The organism is Pseudomonas morbosilactucae, from assembly GCF_023241665.1.
Classification (GTDB): domain Bacteria; phylum Pseudomonadota; class Gammaproteobacteria; order Pseudomonadales; family Pseudomonadaceae; genus Aquipseudomonas; species Aquipseudomonas morbosilactucae.
Genome location: NZ_JALQCX010000011.1, coordinates 121627 through 142899 on the forward strand (window position 1 = coordinate 121627; position 21273 = coordinate 142899).

The following is a 21273-nucleotide window of genomic DNA, read 5'->3' on the forward strand; positions in this document are numbered from 1 at the left end:
CTTTCGTGCTCATTTTTGCAGCGGGTCATCCCAAAACCGGCGCACCGCTTCATGCTCCACATCGGCCCGACTCAGGCCCAAATCCTTGAGTGCGTCATCGCTCAAGCTGGCCAGCATGGCCCGCTCATTATTGAGCTGATGCCAACGCCACACCCTGTGCCACAACCGGCTGAGGGAGAAGCCCTGAAGCGAGAATTTCTGTGCCAGCACATAACCTTTTTGACCTTTCATCATCTTGCCCTCCGTTGGGGATGACGAAAGTCTCTCGCGAGGAATAAGATCAATCCAACGAATGTTTCTTATGCAATACATCTCGGAGCTTGATGAGTGTCCCAGTTCCCCAGTATCGATACCGACGTCCTGCGCACCTTTGTCGCCATTGCCGATCAAGGCGGCTTCACCAAGGCCGGGGAGCACGTCAATCGCACCCAATCGGCAGTGAGCATGCAGATGAAGCGCCTGGAGGAGGACGTCCTGCAGCGCCAGCTGTTCCAGCGCGATGGCCGTCAGGTCAAGTTGACTGCCGAGGGCCAGGTGCTGCTGGGGTACGCGCGTCGCATCCTGAAACTGCACAGCGAGGTGTTCAATACCCTGCGCGAACCACACATGATCGGCACCGTGCGCATCGGCACCCCGGATGATTATGTAATGCGCTTCCTGCCGGGCATCCTCTCGCGCTTCGCCCAGTCCTACCCGCTGATCCAGATCGAAGTGCATTGCGAGTCTTCCAAGCAACTGCTGCAACGCCAGGACCTGGACCTGTCCATCGTCACCCGAGAGCCGGGCAGTGAAATCGGCCAACTGCTGCGCAAGGAGCGTTTTGTCTGGGCCCAGGCCCAGGGTTTCTGCGCCCACGAGCAAACGCCCCTGCCCCTGGCGATGTTCAACAGCGACTGCTTTTGCCGAGCTTGGGCGTGCAATGCCCTGGATGCCGCCGGGCGCGATTATCGGGTGGCTTACAACAGCTCCAGCCTGTCCGCACTCATGGCAGTGGTCAGCGCCGGGCTGGCGATCACCGCCCAGCTGGAAAGCCTGATCACCCCGGACATGCGCATCCTTGGTGAAGCCGAAGGCCTGCCCCTGTTGCCTGAGGCCAGCATCATGCTGCTGCGCAACCTCAACCACCCTTCGCCCATCACGGAATGCCTGGCCGAGCACATCGTCGAAGGCTTCAAACTTTAAAGGCGAGCATCACCGCGCAGAGCACCAGGAAGCCGCAGAACAGGCCGCGCAGCAGGCGCTCGGGCATTCCATGAGCGACTTTCACCCCCCAACTGATGCTCAGCAGGCCGCCGATGGCCAGGGGCAAGCCGATGGACCAGTCCACCTGATGGTGCACACCGTAGGTCACCAGGGTCACCCCAGTGCTCGGCAGGGCCAGGGCCAGGGACAAGCCCTGGGCAACCACCTGGGTGGTGCCGAAAATACTGGTCAGCACCGGCGTAGCCACCACCGCTCCCCCCACACCAAACAGCCCGCCCATGGCGCCGGAAGCGGCCCCGAGCACACCCAGCCAGGGCCACGAATAGCGCATCTGTGCCGAAGCCGGACGATTACCCACGAACATCCGGACCAGGTTGTATGCCGACAGGACCACCAAAAACACCACAAAACCGATGCGCATCAATTGGGCATCGATGCCGACCGCCCAGATCGAACCGAGCCAGGCAAAGGTGAAGCCCATCACGGCCAGAGGCAAGGCATGCCGCAACTCGATGCGATTGCGCTGGTGGTAGCGCCACAGCGCCAACATGACGTTGGGTACCACCATCACCAGGGCCGTCCCCTGGGCAATTTGCTGGTCCAGGCCAAACCAGACGCCCAGCACCGGAATTGCGATCAAACCGCCGCCAATCCCGAACAAGCCACCCACGGTGCCCAGCGCCGCGCCCAGTAACAAATACATCACTAACTCAATCAATGTCGCACTCCTCACCTCAAGCCTCGCATGCTACCCAGTCAGCACTGGTGCGGAAACGCACAGCAACGCACAATGGCTGTGCCAATCTCGCACAAGCACACACCATGAACCCCAACACCCTTACCGATCAGCTCGGGCTGTTCCTTGATGTCATGGAGGCTGGCAGCTTTTCCGCAGCGGCCCGTCGCCACCCGCTGACCCCTTCGGCGGTGGCTCGGCGCATCGACACCCTGGAAAACGCCCTGGGCAGCAAGCTGTTCATGCGCACCACCCATGCGGTGGTCCCAACGCCCGCAGGCCAGGCCTTCGCCGAACGAGCACGACGGATTGTCGCCGAGTTGCAGTTGGCCCGGGCGGAGGCGGTTTCCCTAAGCCATGCGCCGGAAGGGCTGATCCGCGTGGACGCACCGGCAGCGTTCGGTCGCCGCCACCTGGCGCCCGCCATTGCCGACTTTCTTGGGGTTTACCCCGGGCTGGACGTACACCTGCACCTGATCGATAGCTTCGTCGACATGCAGGGCTCGCATTTGGGCAAGGTCGACCTGGTGCTGCGCGCCGGGCAAATGGTCGACACGCGGATGATCGCCACCCCGCTGGCGAGCATTGTGCGTATCGCCTGTGCCAGCCCGGAGTACCTGAAACGCCGCGGCACGCCGGCTCATCCAGGCGAGTTGCGGGAGCATGACGGCCTCGACTGGGATGGCCTGGCCCCGCTGTTCGCCTGGCGTTTCGAGCGCGATGGGCAACTGCACAGTCATCGCCCAAACCGCATCCGCATGAGCGCCAACAACGCCGAAGCCTTGCTCTCCGGGGCCTTGGCGGGCCTGGGCATTGCCCACCTGCCCACCTGGCTGGCCAGCGAGTACCTACTGCGGGGCGAATTGCTGCCTCTGTTCTGTGACAACGGCCTGCCCAAGCCCGAAAGCGCCGGCATCTACGCTTTGCGCCTGGAACAACACACCAACGCCCGCAGCCGTTTACTGCTTGAATACCTCAAGACCCGCTTCAGCCCCATTCCCCCTTGGGACTTGGCCCTGCAAAGCAGCATGGGCGGAAACGGTGAGCAATGAGCGACGAACACCGCCGGTAGAATTACCTGGCGCATTAAAGATTTGCCCGCTAGATTCAGGACGCTTAATGATCAAGGCCCTCAGATGACCACTGAACGTTCCACCCCGGATAACTGCGACGACCTGCTGCTGGATAATCAGGTCTGCTTTGCCCTGCACTCCACCTCACTGTTGATGACCAAAGTCTACAAACCTCTGCTCCAGGCCCTGGGACTGACTTATCCACAGTACCTGGCGATGATGGTGCTCTGGGAGCGAGACGGACTGACCGTCGGCGAGATCAGCAGCCGCTTGCTCACCGATCCCGGATCTCTGACCCCGCTGCTCAAGCGCCTGGAAGCCGAAGGTCTGCTCAGCCGCACCCGCAGCCGCGAAGATGAACGGGTGGTGATTGTTGAACTGACAGACCAGGGCCGGGCCCTGCGAGACAAAGCCCGTGGCATTCCGCAGTGCATCCTGGGCGCCAGCGGTCAGACCCTGGAGCAATTGCGCCAATTGCAGGCCGACCTGCTGACCCTGCGCAGCCATCTGCAAGACAGCCTTTAAGCCAGGCGGTTGCTCCGTGACCGGCTAACCAGGGCCGGCCGACAAAAATAATGCCGTGTAAAAAACACATATAAATCAACTACCTGTCACGATTTTCAGGTCATGGCGAGGCGATTTCAAAAAATATATCTTGTGCACTAAATATTAGCACTATATATTTTCTTCGAACTTACTTAGCGCACAAACATTTAGCGCAAATAATCACACTGACAGAGGTTACCGCCATGCAAACTCTCTACACCGCCGTCGCTACTGCTACAGGTGGCCGTGATGGTCGCGCCGTTTCCAACGACAACATCCTCGACGTCAAACTCGCTACCCCCAAAGAACTGGGCGGCGCAGGTGGCCAGGCCACCAATCCCGAGCAGTTGTTTGCCGCTGGCTACTCGGCCTGCTTTATCGGCGCCCTGAAATTCGTCGCCAGCCAAAGCAAACGCAAGATCCCGGATGACGCCTCAATCACTGCCCATGTGGGTATCGGTCAGATCCCTGGCGGTTTCGGCCTGGACATCGACCTGCACGTCAGCCTGCCCGGCCTGGACCAAGCCGACGCACAAAGCCTGGTGGACGCCGCCCACCAAGTCTGCCCGTACTCCAACGCCACCCGTGGCAATGTCGATGTACGCCTGCACGTCAGCGTCTGATCCTGATTGCAAACGGCAAACGCCAGGCACAAAAAAGCCCGACTCAATGGTCGGGCTTTTTCGTTCGCGCGGTTTAAGCCAGGCTTAGACCTTGGCGCGCCCCTTGTAGGAGCCACCTTCGCGGGTATCGATCTCGATCCAGTCGCCGATTTCAACGAAATCTGCAACGCTCAGCTCGGTACCGTTTTTCAGTTTGGCAGGCTTCATCACCTTGCCCGAAGTGTCGCCGCGAGCGGAACCTTCGGTGTAGTCAACCTGACGCACGATGGTGGTCGGCAGGTCAACGGAAACCAGACGGTCGTCGAAGAACACCGCTTCGCACACGTCAGTCATGCCTTCTTCGATGAACGGCAGAACCGCTTCGATGTCTTCGGCGTTCAGCTCGTACATGGTGTAGTCAGTGGTGTCCATGAACGTGTAGGTGTCGCCGCTGATGAACGACAGGGTCGCTTCTTTGCGATCCAGGATCACGTCGTCCAGTTTGTCGTCCGCACCGTAAACGGTTTCGGTCTTGTAACCGGTCAGCAGGTTCTTCAGCTTGGTCTTCATGATCGCGCTGTTACGACCGGACTTGGTGAATTCAGCTTTCTGAACCAGCCAAGGATCGTTGTCGATACGGATCACGGTACCGGGTTTGAGTTCTTTACCAGTTTTCATTGCGAATATCCGAATTTGGATGGGATTTACAAAAATCTAGGCCGCGTATCATATCCAATTTAGGTAAAACTGCACCAGCGCCGCAGCAAGATCGGCCTGCAAGGCTTGTTCCAGACACCACTGTTCACTGTGGGCAGCGACTTCGGGCCAGTGTTGCAGCAGGTTTTTCCAGCTCGCCGCCATGTTTGCCTCGGTGTTCCACGCCTGCCACAGGGCGAGCACTGCACTCTTGGCTTCTGCCGATAAACCCCGTGTGTAGCGTTCAAGGAAGGCGTCGAGCTTGTCCAGGTGGATGTCGTCGTCCTGCCGATAGATGTGCCACAGCATGGGGCGCCCCGCCCATTGCGCGCGGACGAACGAGTCTTCGCCGCGCACGGCGTTGAACTCGCAGCACCACAGCAGCCGGTCGTAATCGTCCTGGCGGACGAATGGCAGCACTTGCACGGTCAGGGCGTCGCGCGTTTGCAGGGTGCCGACGGCAACCTCCCCCTCCCCCAGCCAGCGCTGCACATCCGCGAGAATCCGCCCCTCGGGCACCAGCAGATGAGTGGGACGACTGTCAGCGGCCAACGCATCCAGCCAACTGGCCAGGCCGCCATTCTCATAGGCGAACAACGAGATTAGGCGCGCTTGCGCGGCGGGGAAAACCTGCAAACCCGCCAAGAATGCCTGCTGCTGTGAAGGGTCTTGTTGAAAGCTGCGACGCCGCTCAAGCAACCCGGCCTCACGCAGCAAACCACCGGTTCCCGGCTGGAAACCGGGGAAAAAGAAGTACTTCTGTACCTGCTTGTATTTGACCGACGGCAAGCCGTGGCAACCGCTGACCCACTCCTCAGCGCTGAGGTAGTCCAGGTTCAACCACAACGGGCTCTGCGCGCGCGCGGCCATGGCTTCCATATAGGCCGAGGGCAATTGGCAGGCGAACGCGGCGATCACCACGTCCGCCGCCGGCACAGCAACCCAATCGGCCGACCAATGACACACTTCGACGCCGGACTGCCATTGGCGGGCCAGGTCGGTATCGATCTGCGGGCACATACGCTCGAAGGCACGCAGGTCATCGACCCACAGGCGCACCTGGTATTGATGCTCGGCCACCAACTGTCGGGCCAGGCGCCAGGTCACGCCGATATCGCCGTAGTTATCGACGACACTGCAGAAAATATCCCAGGAGGCTTTCATTCCGGGCTCCGATTGGCAAAGGCGCCGATTGTCCGCATAAATCCCCCTGCGCAGAAGAGCCAACGTCGATTAATCTTCGTGCGACAATCAGGCCTCGCAACCTATCACCCGCCAGGAGGCAGCCATGCCCTATCGCACCCCACCTCGCCGCGCCCTGAGTATCCGCCTGAACGGGCTGGCGCTGAGCGGCAGTATCGCCCTGGGCCTGTGGCTGGGTTTTCTGGCAATCGCCCTGACCTGCTGGCTGGCCTCACGTTTTCTGTTCGAGCAGCAACTGGCTCCGGTGGCTCAGGCGGTACAACAACTGGCAAAGCCACCAGTCGTGGTGGAACCGCCGGCAGCGAACCCGATGTTCGAGCAGTATCAGGAAAACCTGCGCAAAAACGAGCAACAACAGGCCTTGGATAACGCACGCAATAGCCTGCGTAACCAGTCCAACCCCAAATGCCAGTTCTGGCTGCAGCAGGACCAGACGGCGCCCACCGAAAAAAGCCGGGCCAACGTCCTGCAATTCTGCGACTGACCATGAACAAATCCGCTGTCCATCAACTGATTCTGGAAAAGCTCCGGGACGATCTCGACATTGCCCAGCGCGCGGCGCAAACCGCTTACGAAACCGCGACCCACGAAGAAAACATCGCCGAGAACAAGTACGACACCCTGGGGCTTGAAGCCTCTTACCTAGCGGCCGGCCAGGCCAAACGCGTCGAAGAAATTCGCCAAGCGTTGACCCTCTGCCAGAACCTGACCTTGCGCCCCTACGATGAGCAACAGGGTATTCAAGTCGGTGCATTATTGGGCTTGGAGGACGAACACGGCCATGAACAATGGCTGTTTCTCGCGCCGGATGGGGCGGGATTGAAAGTCTACGTGGTGGGGCAATTGATCACCGTCATCACCCCGCGCTCGCCGCTGGGTAAAAACCTGCTGGGCAAGTTCGAAGGGGATGACGTGGAGATTGTGGTGGCGGGTACTCGGCAACAGTTTGCTGTCACCGAGATCAAGTAGGCCCGACGGCAATCAGTGCACCGGCAATTCAACGCCGTCGAACAGCTCTTCCAGTTCCTGCTTGTTGTGGCACTGGATGGCCTTGGCCATCACTTCGCGGGTCAGGTGCGGAGCGAATTTCTCGATGAAGTCGCACATGAAGCCACGCAGGAAGGTGCCGCGACGGAAACCGATCTTGGTGATGCTCGACTCGAACAGCTCGCTGGCATCCAGCACCACCAGGTCATTGTCGAGCTTGGTGTCGACCGCCATCTTGGCGACGATGCCTACGCCCAGTCCAAGGCGTACGTAGGTTTTGATGACGTCGGCGTCGGCGGCAGTAAACACCACTTTCGGGGTCAGGCCGCGATGGCTGAAGGCCTCGTCGAGCTTGGAACGCCCGGTGAAACCGAAAACGTAAGTCACAATCGGGTATTCGGCGAGTGCTTCGAGGGTGAGTTTCGGCAGCTTGGTCAGCGGGTGCCCCTGAGGCACAACCACGCAACGGTTCCAGCGATAGCACGGCATCATCACTAGGTCACCGAACAACTCCAGTGCTTCGGTGGCGATGGCAAAATCCACCGTGCCGTCAGCGGCCATCTCGGCGATCTGCATCGGCGAGCCCTGGTGCATGTGCAAGGCGACATCAGGGTACTGCTTGATAAAGCTGCTGATCACCGGCGGCAGGGCATAACGAGCCTGGGTGTGGGTGGTGGCGATCGACAGGGTGCCTTTCTTCTCGTTGGAGAATTCCTGGGCGATCTGCTTGATGCTTTCGACCTTGCGCAGGATTTCGCCAGCGGTGGTGATGATTCGCTCGCCGGCTGGAGTAACGCGGGTCAGGTGCTTGCCGCTGCGGGCGAAGACTTCGACGCCCAGCTCGTCTTCGAGCAGGCGGATCTGCTTGCTGATACCAGGTTGAGAGGTGTAAAGGCTTTGGGCAGTAGCGGAGACGTTGAGGTCGTGGTGCGCCACTTCCCAGATGTAGCGCAATTGTTGAAGCTTCATATGAATCCCTCAAAGCAGGTAGACGCCACGGGTATCAGCGACGAGATATAACTATATTAATGGTTGAATGAATAAATCTAGAACTTTTTTATCAGATTTTTCCAATCCATCCCTATAGATCTCCGAGACGCCGCCGCTGCACCAACGGCACCAGGTACACCGGCACTTTGGCCAGTTGCAAGACCCGTGCGGCGGTTCTGCCCAAAGGCGTTTCAGCCCCTGCGCCATGGGTGTGACTTCCTACGATCAACAAATCCACAGAGAGTTTCGCCGCCTGCTCGAGAATGACCTGGGAAGGATCGCCCTGGAAAACCCGCACCGACTGAATCAGCGTCAGCTCCTGCAAATCCTCACCCAGCTCCTCTCGAAAGCTGTCGAGCACTCGCTGCTCGATACTGGCCATGACCGTGCTCAGCCCCTGCTTGTGGAACTCGTTCAGCGCTTGCTCGTCGAGATAGCTCTGCAGCACGGATTCGGCAAATAGCCCCATGGGCTCCACGGCGTGCACCACATGTAAGTCGGCATTGAACGTTCGAGCCAGTTCCAGCGCGTGCTGCATCACATAAGGTGCATACAGACCGAGGTCAGTGGCATACAGCATCGAACGAATCATATGACCTCCTCAACTGCCAAGATGGCGGAGATTGATTCAGCTTAGCAGCGCCCGGAAGACTGCGAGGCCTGGCGCAAAACCTTGTGCTGCGGGGCTTTACGCCTGGCTCTCGTTACTGATGCCGTGGGGCACGTGACCGGTGGCAACCACTTCACGAGCCAACTCGCAGTGACCCGCCTGGTCATCGAAAAACACGTCGGCAGCGAATGCCTCAAGAAACGCCGCCTTCTCCAGGCCGCCGAGGAACAGCGACTCATCCAGGCGAATGTCCCACTCACGCAAGGTACGAATCACCCGCTCGTGGGCTGGAGCCGATCGCGCCGTGACCAGGGCCGTGCGAATTGGACAGGCATCGTTGGGAAATTCGCCCTGCAGCAGGTTCAGTGCCGCCAGGAAGCCTTTGAACGGGCCGCCCGGTAACGGCTGGCGTGCCGACTCACGCTCATTGGCCTGAAAGGCTTCCAACCCACCCAGTTGATAGACCCGCTCCGATTCATCGGAGAACAGCACCGCATCGCCGTCGAAGGCGATGCGCAACTCGGCATTGGCCGCCCGTTGTGCGCCGCCGGACAGAATCGTCGCCGCAGCAAACCCCGCACCCAGTGCATTGCGCACATCTTCCGCATGGGTCGACAGAAACAGGTCGCAACCGAACGCCGCCAGATAAGGATAGGGGCTACGCCCGCCGACAAAAGCCGCTCGGGAAATATCCAGGCCGTAGTGCTGGATTGAGTTGAACACCCGCAGACCAGTGTCCGCACTGTTGCGCGAAACCAGCACCACCTCGACCCGTGCGCGCCCCAGGCTGGCATTCAGGCTGAGCAGTTTCTTGACCAGGAGAAAGGCATCGCCAGGCTCGAGGACCTCCTCTTCATGTTCGATCTGATACTGCCGGTAGGCTTCGACCCCCTCGGCCAGATAGACCTTGTGGCTGTCACTCAGATCGAACAAGGCTCGCGATGAAATCGCCACCACCAATTTGCCACCCAAGCCCTTTGCCATGCCTTACTCCCTGCCTGACGGCGTCAAGCGTTGTATCGATCGATAAAACTCAAGGCCTGGAACAAGGCCTCGATTCTCGGCAACTCGCAGCCCGCCGCCCGAGCAGCCGCCAGGGGCGCCTCATAGATGGCAGCCAACTCCAGCGCACGTTTATGCACATGGTCGTGATACATGCTCGGCCAATAATCAGGCATTTTTTCGGTCATGTTGAACAGCTGCTCCGCATAACCGTCAGGCAGGTGGTGGCCGCAGGCTCTGGCGCCCTGTACCACTTCATCCATCAAGGCCAGGATCAATGCGCGGCTGCTGGCATCAGCCATCAAGGGCGCAGTGCTAGCCTTGAGCAACACCGACAAGCCGTTGTAAGGCACGTTCCACACCAGCTTTTGCCAGCGCGCCTGTTGCAGGTTGCCCATGGCCAGAGCGTCGACGCCCGCCTGGCGGAACAGCGCAGCGCCCTCCTCGACGATCCCCTGGCGCAGAGGCTCGTTTTCGGCGGCAGGACCGCTGTGGTAACCCAGATGAACCGCCCCCAGCGCCTGATGCTCGATCAGGCCGGCCCCAGAGCGACTCACGCAAATAAAGCACAGACCGCCCAGCAGGTGCAGCGAGTCGGGCAACAGGCGCCGCAGGTCCTCTTCAACATCGAGGCCATTTTGCAGCAACAGCACCTTTGCACCCGGAGCCGATGCCTGAACGATCGTCGGCGCCAAATCTATATTGCCCGTGGTCTTGGTGCCCACCAGCAGCCAATCACAAGGCGGCATGTCTTCAGCAGCGCGGTAGGCCTGGACTGGGTTCAGGTTCAACGCACCATGCACGGCGCTGTTGAGTTGCAGCCCGTGCTCGACCACGGCGGAGAAATCACTGCGCAGCAGAAAGTGCACATCGAGACCTGCTCGGGCCAGCATCAGCCCATAAAATCCACCGATCGCACCGGTACCGATAATACCGATACGCGGCTTCTGGTTTGACTCCATCAAGGCAACTCCTCCGGAGTTCTGTTCAGCGCCTGCTCGAGGGTTTCGCTGAGCTCACGGGCATTCAGCCGCGAATGCACGGCACCGTAAAACTCGCCATCGCGCACCACGAACAACGCGGGCAAGTGAAAAACCTGATAACGCTGTACCACGCCACCGTTGTTCCCGGCATCGATCCAGCACAGACGGTCGATTGGCAATTTCAGGCCTGGAAGTTGCTGACGAGCCCAACGGCAACTGGCACAACCGGGGCTGGTGAAAATCACCAGCGAAACCCCGCTCAACGCCAGCAACCGTTGGTCTGCATCGAAATCGGTCAGTTCCAGTTCGGCCACTATACTGGCTGAAACAATGTCAAATAGCTGAGACTTGGAGTCCGCGCTCATGGGACGTTTTTTACCTCATCCTGATGATGTTCCGGTCGAGCTGACCTTACGTAAACACTCGTGTATTTCCCGTCAGCGGCTGCACACTATCAGCCTCGGCGGCATGGCTTGCAATTACCACCGGGCCTGGCGCCGCGGTACGGCGCTGGAGGTACGCATGCCCTCTCTGGGCGAGCACATCTGTTATCACGGCTATGTGGCCTGGTGCCTAAGGCGCAAGCATGGCTACCTGGTGGGCATCGCCTTTGTCGATGAACAGACCCTGTTTGGTGCGCGAATGGGCGAACAGGTTTTCCAGATCGAGCGCTATTGCCGCCTGCATGAACCCAAGGCCGAACAACAGCAGATGCAGGCGCTGGCACTGGAGTGGGTTCAGCAGCATGCCGAGGATTTTTCCCATGAACAGGTCCGTCAGGCTTTTGTGCAGCCTTAGCGGGATAAAACCCCTGTCTGCCCATTGTCGAGTCACCGGGTAACGCGCTAAGGTTCGGCTCCCCGACGCGCTTAAATCCGCTGTGCTCCGCCGCGCGGGGATCGCTGGCGGCCGGCACCCGTGACCTGACGAGTAACACGATGGCTGATTTACCGATCAACGACCTTAACGTCGCCTCGAACGAGACTCTGATCACCCCCGATCAGCTCAAGCGAGACATCCCTCTGAGCGACACTGCCCTGCGTACCGTAACCAAAGGTCGCGAGGTGATCCGCAATATTCTCGATGGCACCGATCACCGCCTGTTCGTCGTGATCGGACCGTGCTCGATCCACGATATCAAGGCGGCCCACGAGTACGCCGAGCGATTGAAAGTCCTGGCGGCTGAAGTCTCCGACACGCTCTATATCGTCATGCGCGTCTACTTCGAGAAGCCGCGGACCACCGTCGGCTGGAAAGGCCTGATCAACGACCCGTACCTGGATGACTCGTTCAAGATCCAGGACGGCTTGCACATCGGTCGTCAACTGCTGCTGGACCTCGCGGAAATGGGCCTGCCCACCGCCACCGAGGCCCTGGACCCGATCTCCCCGCAGTACCTGCAGGACCTGATCAGTTGGTCGGCCATCGGCGCACGCACCACCGAATCCCAGACCCACCGTGAAATGGCGTCCGGCCTGTCCTCGGCCGTAGGCTTCAAGAACGGTACCGATGGCGGCCTGACCGTGGCGATCAACGCCCTGCAGTCGGTTTCCAGCCCGCACCGGTTCCTGGGCATCAACCAGGAAGGCGGCGTGTCCATCGTCACCACCAAAGGCAACGCCTATGGCCACGTGGTATTGCGCGGCGGCAACGGCAAGCCGAACTACGACTCGGTCAGTGTCGCCCTGTGCGAGCAGGCCCTGGTCAAGGCCAAGATCAAGCCGAACATCATGGTCGACTGCAGCCACGCCAACTCCAACAAGGACCCGGCACTGCAGCCACTGGTGATGGAGAACGTCGCCAACCAGATTCTCGAAGGCAACCAGTCGATCATCGGTCTGATGGTCGAGAGCCATCTGAATTGGGGCTGCCAGGCCATTCCGAAAGACTTGGCCGAACTGCAATACGGCGTGTCGATTACCGATGCCTGCATCGATTGGGAAAGCACCGAGAAAACCTTGCGCAGCATGCACGCCAAGCTCAAGGACGTGTTGCCGAAACGCAATCGCAGCTGATTGCTTTTGGCAGACACAAAAACGCCGGGCATTGCCCGGCGTTTTTTATGGAGCGGCCTCGATCACAGCTTCGCGGCGTGGCGCTGATGACGCTCCATGTAGCGCTCGACATAGGAGCATGACGGAATGACCGTGTAGCCCATGCTCTCAGCGTAATCCAGCGCCTGCTCGGTCAGCGCAGCAGCAATGCCGCGGCCACGCAGCGCATTAGGTACAAAGGTCCGATAGATATCCAGGGTCTGCTTACCCAGGTCCATATAGGTCAGGTAGGCACGATGACCGTCCACATTGGTCTCGAACTGATGACCAGCCTGGTCATGGTGGATGGACAACGCCTCGCTCATCACTACTCCTTGCGGGTCTGGAATTATGACCCCTACCTTACCGATGTTTTTCCGGCGAAGGAACAACTACGCCACCCCGTGCCAGTTGGACACCGAGGAGAGCTATCGCTCTCGAACAACGAGCACGATACAAATAGTAGGCGTCATTGGCGCAAATGCTCAAGGCACGCTCGTCTTGGCAATCCATGACACAAGACCGCCAAGCCCCGATCAGCGTTTCACACAGATAGCACAATGAAAGCACTGCAAAATGGCCCACGGTCCAAACATCGCCGGATGTTGAACTTTAAGACGAGCGCACCTTCTTAAAGTCACCTCAACATGGATAAAGATACCTGGAGAGCGGTTGGCAAATCTGAAGAAAAGTGTAGCCCAGGCAATATAAAGCGACTCTAGCCTACACTCCGAAACTGCGACCTGGCTGGCCCGACAGAGCTATCACAGCGTGAGCCACAGCCCCCGGCCAGACCTTGCCATTGCATATTTTTTATACAACCGAATGAAAAGTTGCCCTAAAAAGATTCACCGCCTAGAATTTTTTTTGCTTCTTGCGCTACGTCAGTTTACTTACTACAAGTAATGGGTAGTATGTACGCCGGCTATTTCCTCACTCTGGGGTGATAGCTATTAATAGAAAGTCCTTGAAGGGGAACACGATGAACAACGTTCTGAAATTCTCTGCTCTGGCTCTGGCCGCAGTTCTGGCTACCGGTTGCAGCAGCGTAACTAAAGAAACCGAAGCTCGTCTGACTGCTACTGAAGATGCAGCAGCTCGTGCTCAGGCTCGTGCAGACGAAGCCTACCGTAAAGCTGATGAAGCTCTGGCTGCTGCTCAAAAAGCACAACAGACTGCTGACGAAGCTAACGAGCGCGCTCTGCGTATGCTTGAAAAAGCTAGCCGCAAGTAATAGTCCCTCGGGATTGTTATAAAGCCGATCCATTTTATGGGTCGGCTTTTTTATGGCCTGGACTTTCTTCCAGCCATAAAAAAACCCGCCGATACCCCCAGGTATAGACGGGTCTCTGCCCCATCGCTTACTGCTGCAGATCGATAGGCGCGCTAGACACGACGGGCGCATTGTTGGGTATGGCGATCTCTACCGGCAGGCCGTCTTCGGCTGCCACGACGTCACGCACCACGTCCCAATTCATACGCAGGTTGTTCGCCAGGTCCTCACGCTTGAGCAAGGCGTTGATCACCGCCGTGTGCTTGTCCACCACCGACGGGTTGCCCTTGTCATCCAACGGTGTATGGGCCTCCAGATAGACTTTGCCGGCGCTGATGCCGAACTTGTACGGGTCGTTGATAATCCGCACCGACGTACCCACCGGAACCATCCCGGCCATTTCCAGCACGTTGTTGTTGAACATGCGGAAGCAACCATGGCTGGTGCGCATGCCGATACCAAACTTCTTGTTCGAGCCGTGGATCAGGTAGCCAGGCGTACCCAGGGTGAACTTGAAGGGCCCCAGGGGATTGTCCGGGCCCGCCGGCACCACATTCGGCAGAGGATCACCATCGGCCGCATGCTCCGCCTTGATCGATGCAGGTGGCGTCCAGGTCGGGTTCGGCGTCTTGGCGGTGATGCTGGTGTGGGCGATAGGCGAGCCCCAACCTTCGCGACCGATCCCCAAGGGGAAGGTGTAGACCACGTTCCGGCCCTTGGGGAAGTAGTACAAACGGTACTCGGCCAGGTTGATGACAATGCCTTCGCGAGGCCCTGGAGGCAGGATGAAGCGCGTCGGCAACACCACTTCGGTGCCCGCACCGGGCAACCATGGGTCCACCCCCGGGTTGGCCGCGACCATCTCCAGGTAACCCAGGTCGTAGGTCGTGCCCAGGTCAGCAAAGGTGTCTTCGTATTTGGCCTTGATCACCTGCACCTGGCCGACAATGTCTTCGCCAGGCGGTGGTAGAGGCAATTCCAACGCTGCAACGGGGCCGGCCACACACAGTGCAGCAAGGGTCAGGCAGCGGGTGACGGCGGGAAAACGCGGCAACATCCGGAAAATCCTTCGCATGATCAACGGGAAATAAAAACGATTGTACACCGCCACCCAAGGCTGAGGCAGCCGCCTGGGCAGAAGCGCAGTCAGACGAAATCCCTGTCGAAATACCAGCAGCCGCGATGGCCTAGAGTTCGAAGCGTAACTCGGGCCAGATCGGTGGCGTGCCGCGCTTCTGCGATTCCAGAATCGCCCGACACAGTGGACAGAGCCGCTGGTCTTGGAAAATGGTTCGGTCCACGCTCGACCAGCGAGGTTGCGCCGGCAACAAGGTGCCGCACAAGGTCCGGTCGGCGGACCCACCCAACTCCAACTGCCGCGTGACCAGATGCACCTTAACTTCCTGGCAAGCGAACAGGTCAAGCTGTTCATCAGGCTCGATCAGTTGATAGGCAAACAGGGACCAGGCGGGACGCGGCATCGGGGGCTCCAAATCGGGGCGCCACATTAGCCGAAACACTGCCGCTAGAAAAGCGTCAAAGCAGCGGTTTTAGCGTCGGCCAGACATTTTCCAGCAACTTGCCCTGAGCGACTGCAGCGGGGTGCAGACCATCGGCCTGCATCAGCCCGGGAATCCCGGCAATGCCCTCCAGGAAAAATGGCACCCAAGCGACCTTCTTCTCGTCGGCCAGGTTGCTGTACACCGCCGCAAACGCCTGGGTGTAACGCACGCCATAGTTAGGTGGAATGCGCATGCCCAGCAGCAGCACCTTGGCACCGCTGGCCCGGGAGCTGTCGATCATCGACGCAAGATTTTGTTGCAATTGCTTTGGCGGTTGCCCACGCAGGCCGTCATTGCCCCCCAGCTCCAGGATCACCAACTCGGGCTTATGCTCTGCAAGCAGCGCCGGCAGGCGCGCCTGGCCTCCTGCACTGGTGTCGCCACTGACCGACGCATTGACCACCTGGTCATCGAAACCTTCGGCCTTGAGCCTCTGTTCGAGCAATGCGACCCAGCCTTGTCGGGTATCCAGGCCGAAAGCCGCACTGATACTATCGCCAACGATCAGGACTGTACCCGCCGCTGCGTTATGGGCCATGCACATCAGGGCCAAGCCAGCACTCAAAAACCACACACGCATCGGACTCTCCATGGGCGCAAGCATTCTCACTGCGCGGAACCTTAGCAAAGTGGTTCCCAGCGCGGAAGGTGAACTGACCATCCTGCACGAACTCAGCCTGGACCTGAACCAGGGCGACAGCCTGGCCATCGTCGGCGCCTCGGGTTCCGGAAAATCCACCCTGCTTGGCCTGCTGGCCGGGCTCGACCTTCCCAGCAGCGGCGAAGTCACGCTCGCCGGCCGCGCCCTGAGCACATTGGATGAAGATCAACGGGCGCGAGTCAGGGCCGAGCATGTGGGGTTCGTCTTTCAGTCCTTCCAGTTGCTCGACAGCCTCAACGCCCTGGAAAACGTCATGCTGCCGCTGGAGCTGGACGGTCGCAAAGATGCCCGGGAACGCGCCACACAACTGCTGCAACGGGTTGGCCTTGGGCAGCGCCTGAGCCATTCGCCACGGCAACTCTCCGGCGGCGAACAACAACGCGTCGCCATTGCCCGAGCCTTCGCCGCCGAACCCGACGTGCTGTTTGCCGACGAACCCACTGGCAACCTCGACAGCCATACAGGCGAGCGCATCAGCGATCTGTTGTTCGAGCTCAATCAGGAGCGCGGCACCACCCTGGTGCTGGTCACCCACGATGAACGCCTGGCCCATCGCTGCCGGCGCCTGATCCGTCTTGAAGCGGGCCTGCTGGTCGCCCCTCTGGAGCCTTGATGGCACGCTTGCCACTGTTGCGCTTGTTCAGCCTCGCCCTCCGCCAATTGCTGCGCGACACCCGCGCCGGCGAACTGCGGGTCCTCTTTTTCGCCTTGCTGGTGGCCGTTGCGGCCAGCACCGCCATCGGCTACTTCGGGGCCCGTCTCAACGGCGCGATGCTTTTGCGTGCAACGGAGTTCCTGGGGGCAGACCTGGTGCTTGAAGGCAGTTCGCCAGCGCGCGCTGAGCAGCTTAACAGCGGCCGAGAGCTGGGCCTCGAACACGCCCGCATCGTCGAATTTTCCAGCGTCATCGCCACGGACAACAGCATCCAGCTGTCCAGCATCAAGGCCACCGATGAGGCCTACCCCCTGCGCGGCCAACTAAAAAGCGCTGCCGCCCCTTATGCCGCAGAAGAAGCGGGGGGCGGCCCCAAACCGGGCGAAGCCTGGGTGGAGTCGCGCCTATTGACGGCCCTGGACCTGAAGATTGGCGACAGCATCGACGTTGGCATGAAAAGCCTGCGCCTGACCCGGGTCCTGACCTATGAACCCGACCGTGCCGGCAACTTCTACAGCCTGACGCCCAGAGTGTTGATCAACCTTTCGGACCTGGACGCCACCGGTGTGGTCCAGCCCGGCAGTCGAGTCAGCTACAAGGAACTGTGGCGCGGCACCTCATCAGCCTTGGAAACCTACCGGCAGCTGCTCAAGCCTGGCCTGGCGGCCAACCAGCGCCTGCAGGATGCCCGGGACGGTAATCAGCAGATCGGCGGTGCTCTGGGCAAAGCCGAGCGCTATCTGAATATGGCCAGCCTGGTGGCCGTGCTGCTTTCCGGGGTTGCGGTCGCGTTGTCGGCCAACCGTTTTGCCGCCCGTCGCTTTGATGCCAGCGCCTTGCTGCGCTGCCTGGGCCTGTCACGGCGGGAAACCCTGCTGCTGTTCAGCATGCAATTGGCCGTTCTCGGTCTACTGGCCAGCCTAAGCGGCGCCCTGCTTGGCTGGCTGGCCCAGTTCGGCCTGTTTTCCCTGCTTCATGACCTGCTGCCCAACGATGTGCCACCCGGCGGTTTACTGCCAGCCATCGCCGGCATCGGCACCGGGCTGGTCGCCCTCGCCGGCTTTGCCTTGCCGCCCTTGGCGGCATTGGGCCGCGTGCCGCCCCTACGGGTGCTACGTCGAGACCTGCTACCGATTCCCTCCAGCACCTGGCTGATCTACGGCGCCGCGCTCTTTGCCCTGGGGCTGATCATGTGGCGCTTGAGTCTGGACCTGGTGTTGACCTTCGCCCTGCTCGGCGGCGGTGTAGTGGCGGCGGTGATCCTCGGCGGGTTGCTGCTGCTTGTGTTGCAAAGCCTGCGACGCTTGCTGGCCCGCTCGTCCCTGCCCTGGCGCTTGGGCCTGGGGCAGTTGTTGCGCTACCCATTGGCCGCAGCCGGACAATCCCTGGCGTTTGGCTTGATCATCTTGTCGATGGCGCTGATTGCCCTGTTGCGCGGCGAGTTGCTGGACACCTGGCAGAACCAGTTGCCGAAAAACGCCCCCAACTATTTCGCTCTGAACATCCTGCCCGCCGACAAACAAGCCTTTACCGAGCGCCTGGTGCAACTCTCCGCACCGTCGGCACCGCTCTACCCGGTGGTGCCGGGAAGGCTGATCAGCATCAACGGTGAGGCCGTCCAGGAAATCGTCAGCAAAGACTCCAGCGGCGATCGCGCCGTGCAGCGCGACCTGAGCCTGACTTGGGCCGCCGACCTGCCGGCGGGCAACAGCATTACCGCAGGCACTTGGTGGTCGGCACAGCCCAGCGCTGATCTGCCTGGCGTCTCGGTGGAAGGCAAGGTTGCAGAGAGCCTGAAGCTGAAACTGGGGGATCGCCTGACGTTCACTGTGGCGGGCGTCAACCGAGAGGCCCAGGTCACCAGCCTGCGCAAGATCAACTGGGATAACTTCCAGCCGAACTTCTTCATGATCTTCCAGCCAGGCACCTTGAAAGACTTGCCGACCACTTACCTGACCAGCTTCTACCTCGGCGCCGGTAACGATCAGCAAATCGTCGAGCTGTCTCGGGCCTTCCCGGCGGTGACCATTCTTCAGGTCGAAGCCTTGCTCGAGCAACTGCGCAGCATCCTTGCCCAGGTCACGCTGGCCGTGGAATACGTGTTGCTGTTTGTCTTGGCGGCGGGGCTGGCAGTGCTGTTTTCCGGCCTGCAAGCCACCCTGGATGAACGTATTCATCAGGGTGCACTGCTGCGGGCACTGGGCGCGGAACGACGGTTGTTGGTCAAGGCACGCCGGATCGAGTTCGGCCTGCTCGGCGCCATGAGCGGCCTGTTGGCAGCCCTGGGTTGTGAGGTAATCAGCCTGGTGCTTTACCGCTTCGCCTTCGACCTGCCGTGGCACCCTCACCCTTGGTTACTGCTGTTGCCATTGATCGGCGCATTGCTGGTCGGAAGCGCCGGGGTATTCGGTACACGCCGCGCCCTGAACGCCAGCCCGCTGACGGTGCTGCGCGAGGGCTGAAGAGCTCAGCCCGCCGCACCTCGGGGCGGGCTTAGCGGTTGTACTCGATCAGGTTGATCCACCAGCAGGTCTCCCCCCCTGGCGTCTGAACCAACGCCTCATCGCCCACTTCCTTCTTCAGCAAGGCCCGAGCCATGGGGGCGTCGATAGAGATGTAGTCGTTACGCCCGTAAATCTCGTCGTAACCGACGATGCGAAAACGCTTGGTCTCACCCTCTTCGTTTTCAACTTCGACCCAGGCTCCGAAAAATACCCGTCCCTCCTGCTCAGGGACATAAGGAACAACTTTCATGTCCTCCAGGCGCTTGCGCAAATAGCGCACCCGGCGGTCAATCTCTCGGAGGAGCTTCTTGTTGTACTGGTAGTCCGCATTCTCACTCCGATCCCCCAAGGAGGCGGCCCACGTGACTTTTTGCGTAATGTCGGGGCGATGTTCCCGCCACAGATAATCGAGCTCTTTCTTCAGAGCTTCGTAACCTTCCTGCGTAATGAGCTTGGTACTCAATTGGCTAACCACCCTGGTGCTTTGAAGTCGCTGTTGCGCTGCCGAAACAAGCCCTGATAACTGATTCACGCCTCACTTCTGAATGCTCGAAGTCTTGCGCTGCCTTGCTAAAAACCTCAGTCCAGAGCCGCCTCGGTTAGGCCGCTGGGTAAGTTACCTTGCCGAGCCCGGATAATAAATCAACGCCGCCTGGCCGGCCCGCTTCGACAGCGAAAACCCTACCCGCAACAAGCCTTCCACGACCCTCACGGCCCCTCTCGACAAACCGGACACAACTATCAGATTTGTCCGATTTAGATTTCAGAGAGGTCAGACAATCATAAGCCTGAACAACAGCAACACGTTCAACCCAAGACTTAGCAACGACTTCCCGGCGCAAGCCACGACCACCCAAATGTTCAACCCACCAAAGGGAACGTACTCAATGGGAAACATCATTATCGTCGACGACCACCCGCTGATTCGGTTAGCGATAAGATCCATACTCGAACCCCATCACCACCGGATTATCGCCGAGGCCGACAACGGCGCCGATGCCGTTCAATTGGTGCGCAAGCACCTTCCGGACTTGCTGATTCTCGACCTGGGCATCCCCAAGCTTGACGGTTTCTCGGTCATCGCCCACATCAAATCAGCCGGGCTGCAAGTCAAGACCCTGGTCCTGACCTCCAGCGATTCCAAGAACTTCGCGCTGCGCTGCCTTCAAGCCGGTGCGGCAGGGTTTATCTGCAAAACTGAAAACCTGCATGAACTGGCCAGCGCCGTCAAAGCGATTTTGGCGGGTTACAGTTACTTCCCGGAAGACACCATCAACATCCTGCAGCAGAACACCAGTGCCGCAAGCCAGGAAAGCGTCTTGATCTCTCGGCTCACAGACCGAGAAATAACCGTCCTCAAAATGTTGGCCACAGGGCTCAATAACCAACAGATCGCTGAGACGCTGTTAATCAGCCACAAAACCGTCAGTACTTATAAAGTGCGACTGCTCAAACGGTTCAATATCTCCAACCTGGTGGCCCTGGCAGAGTTGGCCAAGCGCAACGCCGTCGTTTGAGGTAGGGATGTTTGCACCACTCGTTCGCTGTGCCGGTGAGCACCGTGCTCACTGGCGAACGATCACCGGGTGATATCAGCGCCGAGTCAGCAATCCCTGGCGGGCAATGCGGGTCAGATGCTTGATGACATCGGCGGCCTGCTCGGCATTGGGTGCCTGAACCACCGCCAGATCGAAACTGTCGTTGGCAAAGCGCGCCAATGATTCGCCATCTTCGACAAACTGAATCAGAAAGGCCGCCGGGCCTGCATTTCGCCGTGGCCAACCGTCGAGATAACGCAGCAGTGTGGGCTGGTGAGTGCCCGAGAGAAGGATTTTGGGATTGCGCAAGGCGAGGTTCGCCGTGATCGGCTCAAGACGTACAAAGGGGCGTAGTGCATTCATCGTGTCGTGTCTCTGCCTCAAGTTTCTGCCGGGCAGGTGAGAGGCAACACCGA

At 59.7% G+C, this 21273-nt stretch carries 27 protein-coding genes; 12 read left to right on the plus strand and 15 right to left on the minus strand.

The features are described from left to right. Positions 1–9 precede the first annotated feature (9 nt). Entirely contained in the window at positions 10–231 is a 222-nt protein-coding gene (locus tag M1B35_RS07090) for a DUF1127 domain-containing protein (RefSeq protein WP_123328797.1), read from the minus strand. 96 nt (positions 232–327) lie between these two features. On the opposite strand from M1B35_RS07090, the gene M1B35_RS07095 reads away from it, so the two are divergent. Continuing rightward, positions 328–1182: a LysR substrate-binding domain-containing protein gene (locus tag M1B35_RS07095; protein ID WP_268261590.1), complete on the plus strand. Its 855-nt coding sequence runs from the start codon at positions 328–330 to the stop codon at positions 1180–1182. Here M1B35_RS07095 and M1B35_RS07100 read toward each other — a convergent pair. Then, positions 1172–1921 (minus strand): sulfite exporter TauE/SafE family protein, encoded by a 750-nt coding sequence (locus M1B35_RS07100; RefSeq protein ID WP_123328236.1) that lies wholly within the window; start codon positions 1919–1921, stop codon positions 1172–1174. The genes M1B35_RS07095 and M1B35_RS07100 overlap by 11 nt on opposite strands. A 104-nt stretch (positions 1922–2025) precedes the next feature. Between M1B35_RS07100 and M1B35_RS07105 the strand changes: the two genes are divergently transcribed. From M1B35_RS07105 to M1B35_RS07115, 3 genes are all read left to right on the plus strand, one after another. Beyond that, positions 2026–2991 carry a LysR family transcriptional regulator gene (locus M1B35_RS07105; RefSeq protein ID WP_123328237.1) on the plus strand — a complete coding sequence of 322 codons (966 nt, stop codon included), beginning with the start codon at positions 2026–2028 and terminating at the stop codon, positions 2989–2991. Between the two features lie 84 nt (positions 2992–3075). Beyond that, positions 3076–3537 carry a MarR family winged helix-turn-helix transcriptional regulator gene (locus tag M1B35_RS07110; RefSeq protein ID WP_268261591.1) on the plus strand — a complete coding sequence of 154 codons (462 nt, stop codon included), beginning with the start codon at positions 3076–3078 and terminating at the stop codon, positions 3535–3537. Positions 3538–3761: 224 nt separating this feature from the next. Beyond that, on the plus strand, positions 3762–4181 hold the full coding sequence (locus M1B35_RS07115) for an organic hydroperoxide resistance protein (RefSeq protein ID WP_123328239.1): 420 nt from the start codon (positions 3762–3764) through the stop codon (positions 4179–4181). Between the two features lie 84 nt (positions 4182–4265). Here M1B35_RS07115 and M1B35_RS07120 read toward each other — a convergent pair whose 3' ends face one another. Beyond that, complete coding sequence (locus M1B35_RS07120; RefSeq protein ID WP_123328240.1) at positions 4266–4838, minus strand: elongation factor P; 573 nt, start codon at positions 4836–4838, stop codon at positions 4266–4268. A gap of 48 nt (positions 4839–4886) precedes the next feature. Beyond that, the gene (earP, locus tag M1B35_RS07125; protein ID WP_268261592.1) at positions 4887–6020 is read right to left on the minus strand and encodes an elongation factor P maturation arginine rhamnosyltransferase EarP; all 1134 of its coding nucleotides are present in this window, start codon (positions 6018–6020) and stop codon (positions 4887–4889) included. A 124-nt stretch (positions 6021–6144) separates the two neighbouring features. Between earP and M1B35_RS07130 the strand changes: the two genes are divergently transcribed. Together M1B35_RS07130 and M1B35_RS07135 are read left to right on the plus strand one after the other, a co-directional pair. Further along, positions 6145–6543, plus strand: a complete 399-nt coding sequence (locus M1B35_RS07130) for a hypothetical protein (protein ID WP_123328242.1) — start codon at positions 6145–6147, stop codon at positions 6541–6543. A gap of 2 nt (positions 6544–6545) precedes the next feature. After that, a complete protein-coding gene (locus M1B35_RS07135; protein ID WP_123328243.1) occupies positions 6546–7028 on the plus strand; it encodes a GreA/GreB family elongation factor in 483 nt (160 codons plus the stop codon). A gap of 12 nt (positions 7029–7040) precedes the next feature. Here M1B35_RS07135 and cysB read toward each other — a convergent pair whose 3' ends face one another. The 5 genes from cysB to M1B35_RS07160 form a co-directional block, all read right to left on the minus strand. Continuing rightward, the gene (cysB, locus tag M1B35_RS07140; protein ID WP_123328244.1) at positions 7041–8015 is read right to left on the minus strand and encodes an HTH-type transcriptional regulator CysB; all 975 of its coding nucleotides are present in this window, start codon (positions 8013–8015) and stop codon (positions 7041–7043) included. Positions 8016–8127: 112 nt separating this feature from the next. Beyond that, on the minus strand, positions 8128–8628 hold the full coding sequence (locus M1B35_RS07145) for a universal stress protein (protein ID WP_123328245.1): 501 nt from the start codon (positions 8626–8628) through the stop codon (positions 8128–8130). Between the two features lie 96 nt (positions 8629–8724). Further along, positions 8725–9630, minus strand: a complete 906-nt coding sequence (locus M1B35_RS07150; protein ID WP_123328246.1) for a 5'-nucleotidase — start codon at positions 9628–9630, stop codon at positions 8725–8727. 23 nt (positions 9631–9653) lie between these two features. Beyond that, complete coding sequence (locus M1B35_RS07155) at positions 9654–10610, minus strand: putative 2-dehydropantoate 2-reductase (protein WP_268261593.1); 957 nt, start codon at positions 10608–10610, stop codon at positions 9654–9656. Continuing rightward, complete coding sequence (locus M1B35_RS07160; protein WP_268261594.1) at positions 10610–10996, minus strand: thioredoxin family protein; 387 nt, start codon at positions 10994–10996, stop codon at positions 10610–10612. Before M1B35_RS07160 ends, M1B35_RS07155 begins: the two co-directional genes overlap by 1 nt. Between M1B35_RS07160 and M1B35_RS07165 the strand changes: the two genes are divergently transcribed. Both M1B35_RS07165 and M1B35_RS07170 read left to right on the plus strand, forming a co-directional pair. Continuing rightward, positions 10995–11429, plus strand: a complete 435-nt coding sequence (locus tag M1B35_RS07165) for a PilZ domain-containing protein (RefSeq protein ID WP_123328249.1) — start codon at positions 10995–10997, stop codon at positions 11427–11429. The two genes, M1B35_RS07160 and M1B35_RS07165, sit on opposite strands and share 2 nt — an antisense overlap. A gap of 140 nt (positions 11430–11569) precedes the next feature. Continuing rightward, complete coding sequence (locus tag M1B35_RS07170; RefSeq protein ID WP_123328250.1) at positions 11570–12646, plus strand: 3-deoxy-7-phosphoheptulonate synthase; 1077 nt, start codon at positions 11570–11572, stop codon at positions 12644–12646. A 62-nt stretch (positions 12647–12708) separates the two neighbouring features. Here the strand turns inward: M1B35_RS07170 and M1B35_RS07175 are convergent, their stop codons facing one another. Continuing rightward, positions 12709–12990 carry a GNAT family N-acetyltransferase gene (locus tag M1B35_RS07175; RefSeq protein WP_123328251.1) on the minus strand — a complete coding sequence of 94 codons (282 nt, stop codon included), beginning with the start codon at positions 12988–12990 and terminating at the stop codon, positions 12709–12711. 656 nt (positions 12991–13646) lie between these two features. Here M1B35_RS07175 and oprI point away from each other — a divergent pair. Next, positions 13647–13898 carry an outer membrane lipoprotei OprI gene (gene oprI / locus M1B35_RS07180; protein ID WP_013791646.1) on the plus strand — a complete coding sequence of 84 codons (252 nt, stop codon included), beginning with the start codon at positions 13647–13649 and terminating at the stop codon, positions 13896–13898. Positions 13899–14025: 127 nt separating this feature from the next. Here oprI and M1B35_RS07185 read toward each other — a convergent pair whose 3' ends face one another. The 3 genes from M1B35_RS07185 to M1B35_RS07195 all read right to left on the minus strand — a co-directional run bounded on the left by M1B35_RS07185 (position 14026) and on the right by M1B35_RS07195 (position 16079). Continuing rightward, positions 14026–14994: a L,D-transpeptidase family protein gene (locus tag M1B35_RS07185; RefSeq protein WP_123328252.1), complete on the minus strand. Its 969-nt coding sequence runs from the start codon at positions 14992–14994 to the stop codon at positions 14026–14028. A gap of 130 nt (positions 14995–15124) precedes the next feature. After that, positions 15125–15418, minus strand: a complete 294-nt coding sequence (locus tag M1B35_RS07190; RefSeq protein ID WP_025127171.1) for a hypothetical protein — start codon at positions 15416–15418, stop codon at positions 15125–15127. Positions 15419–15473: 55 nt separating this feature from the next. Beyond that, positions 15474–16079 carry an arylesterase gene (locus M1B35_RS07195; protein WP_123328253.1) on the minus strand — a complete coding sequence of 202 codons (606 nt, stop codon included), beginning with the start codon at positions 16077–16079 and terminating at the stop codon, positions 15474–15476. Positions 16080–16089: 10 nt separating this feature from the next. Here M1B35_RS07195 and M1B35_RS07200 point away from each other — a divergent pair, with 10 nt between their 5' ends. After that, the gene (locus tag M1B35_RS07200) at positions 16090–16773 is read left to right on the plus strand and encodes an ABC transporter ATP-binding protein (protein ID WP_123328254.1); all 684 of its coding nucleotides are present in this window, start codon (positions 16090–16092) and stop codon (positions 16771–16773) included. Next, positions 16773–19277, plus strand: coding sequence for an ABC transporter permease (locus M1B35_RS07205; protein WP_268261595.1), 2505 nt, complete (start codon positions 16773–16775; stop codon positions 19275–19277). Before M1B35_RS07200 ends, M1B35_RS07205 begins: the two co-directional genes overlap by 1 nt. Positions 19278–19308: 31 nt before the next feature. Here M1B35_RS07205 and greB read toward each other — a convergent pair whose 3' ends face one another. Next, the gene (gene greB / locus M1B35_RS07210) at positions 19309–19782 is read right to left on the minus strand and encodes a transcription elongation factor GreB (RefSeq protein WP_221178410.1); all 474 of its coding nucleotides are present in this window, start codon (positions 19780–19782) and stop codon (positions 19309–19311) included. A 424-nt stretch (positions 19783–20206) separates the two neighbouring features. Here greB and M1B35_RS07215 point away from each other — a divergent pair, with 424 nt between their 5' ends. Beyond that, positions 20207–20836, plus strand: coding sequence for a response regulator transcription factor (locus tag M1B35_RS07215; RefSeq protein ID WP_123328256.1), 630 nt, complete (start codon positions 20207–20209; stop codon positions 20834–20836). Between the two features lie 75 nt (positions 20837–20911). Here M1B35_RS07215 and M1B35_RS07220 read toward each other — a convergent pair whose 3' ends face one another. Continuing rightward, positions 20912–21220: a class I SAM-dependent methyltransferase gene (locus M1B35_RS07220; protein WP_123328257.1), complete on the minus strand. Its 309-nt coding sequence runs from the start codon at positions 21218–21220 to the stop codon at positions 20912–20914. Positions 21221–21273 lie beyond the last annotated feature (53 nt).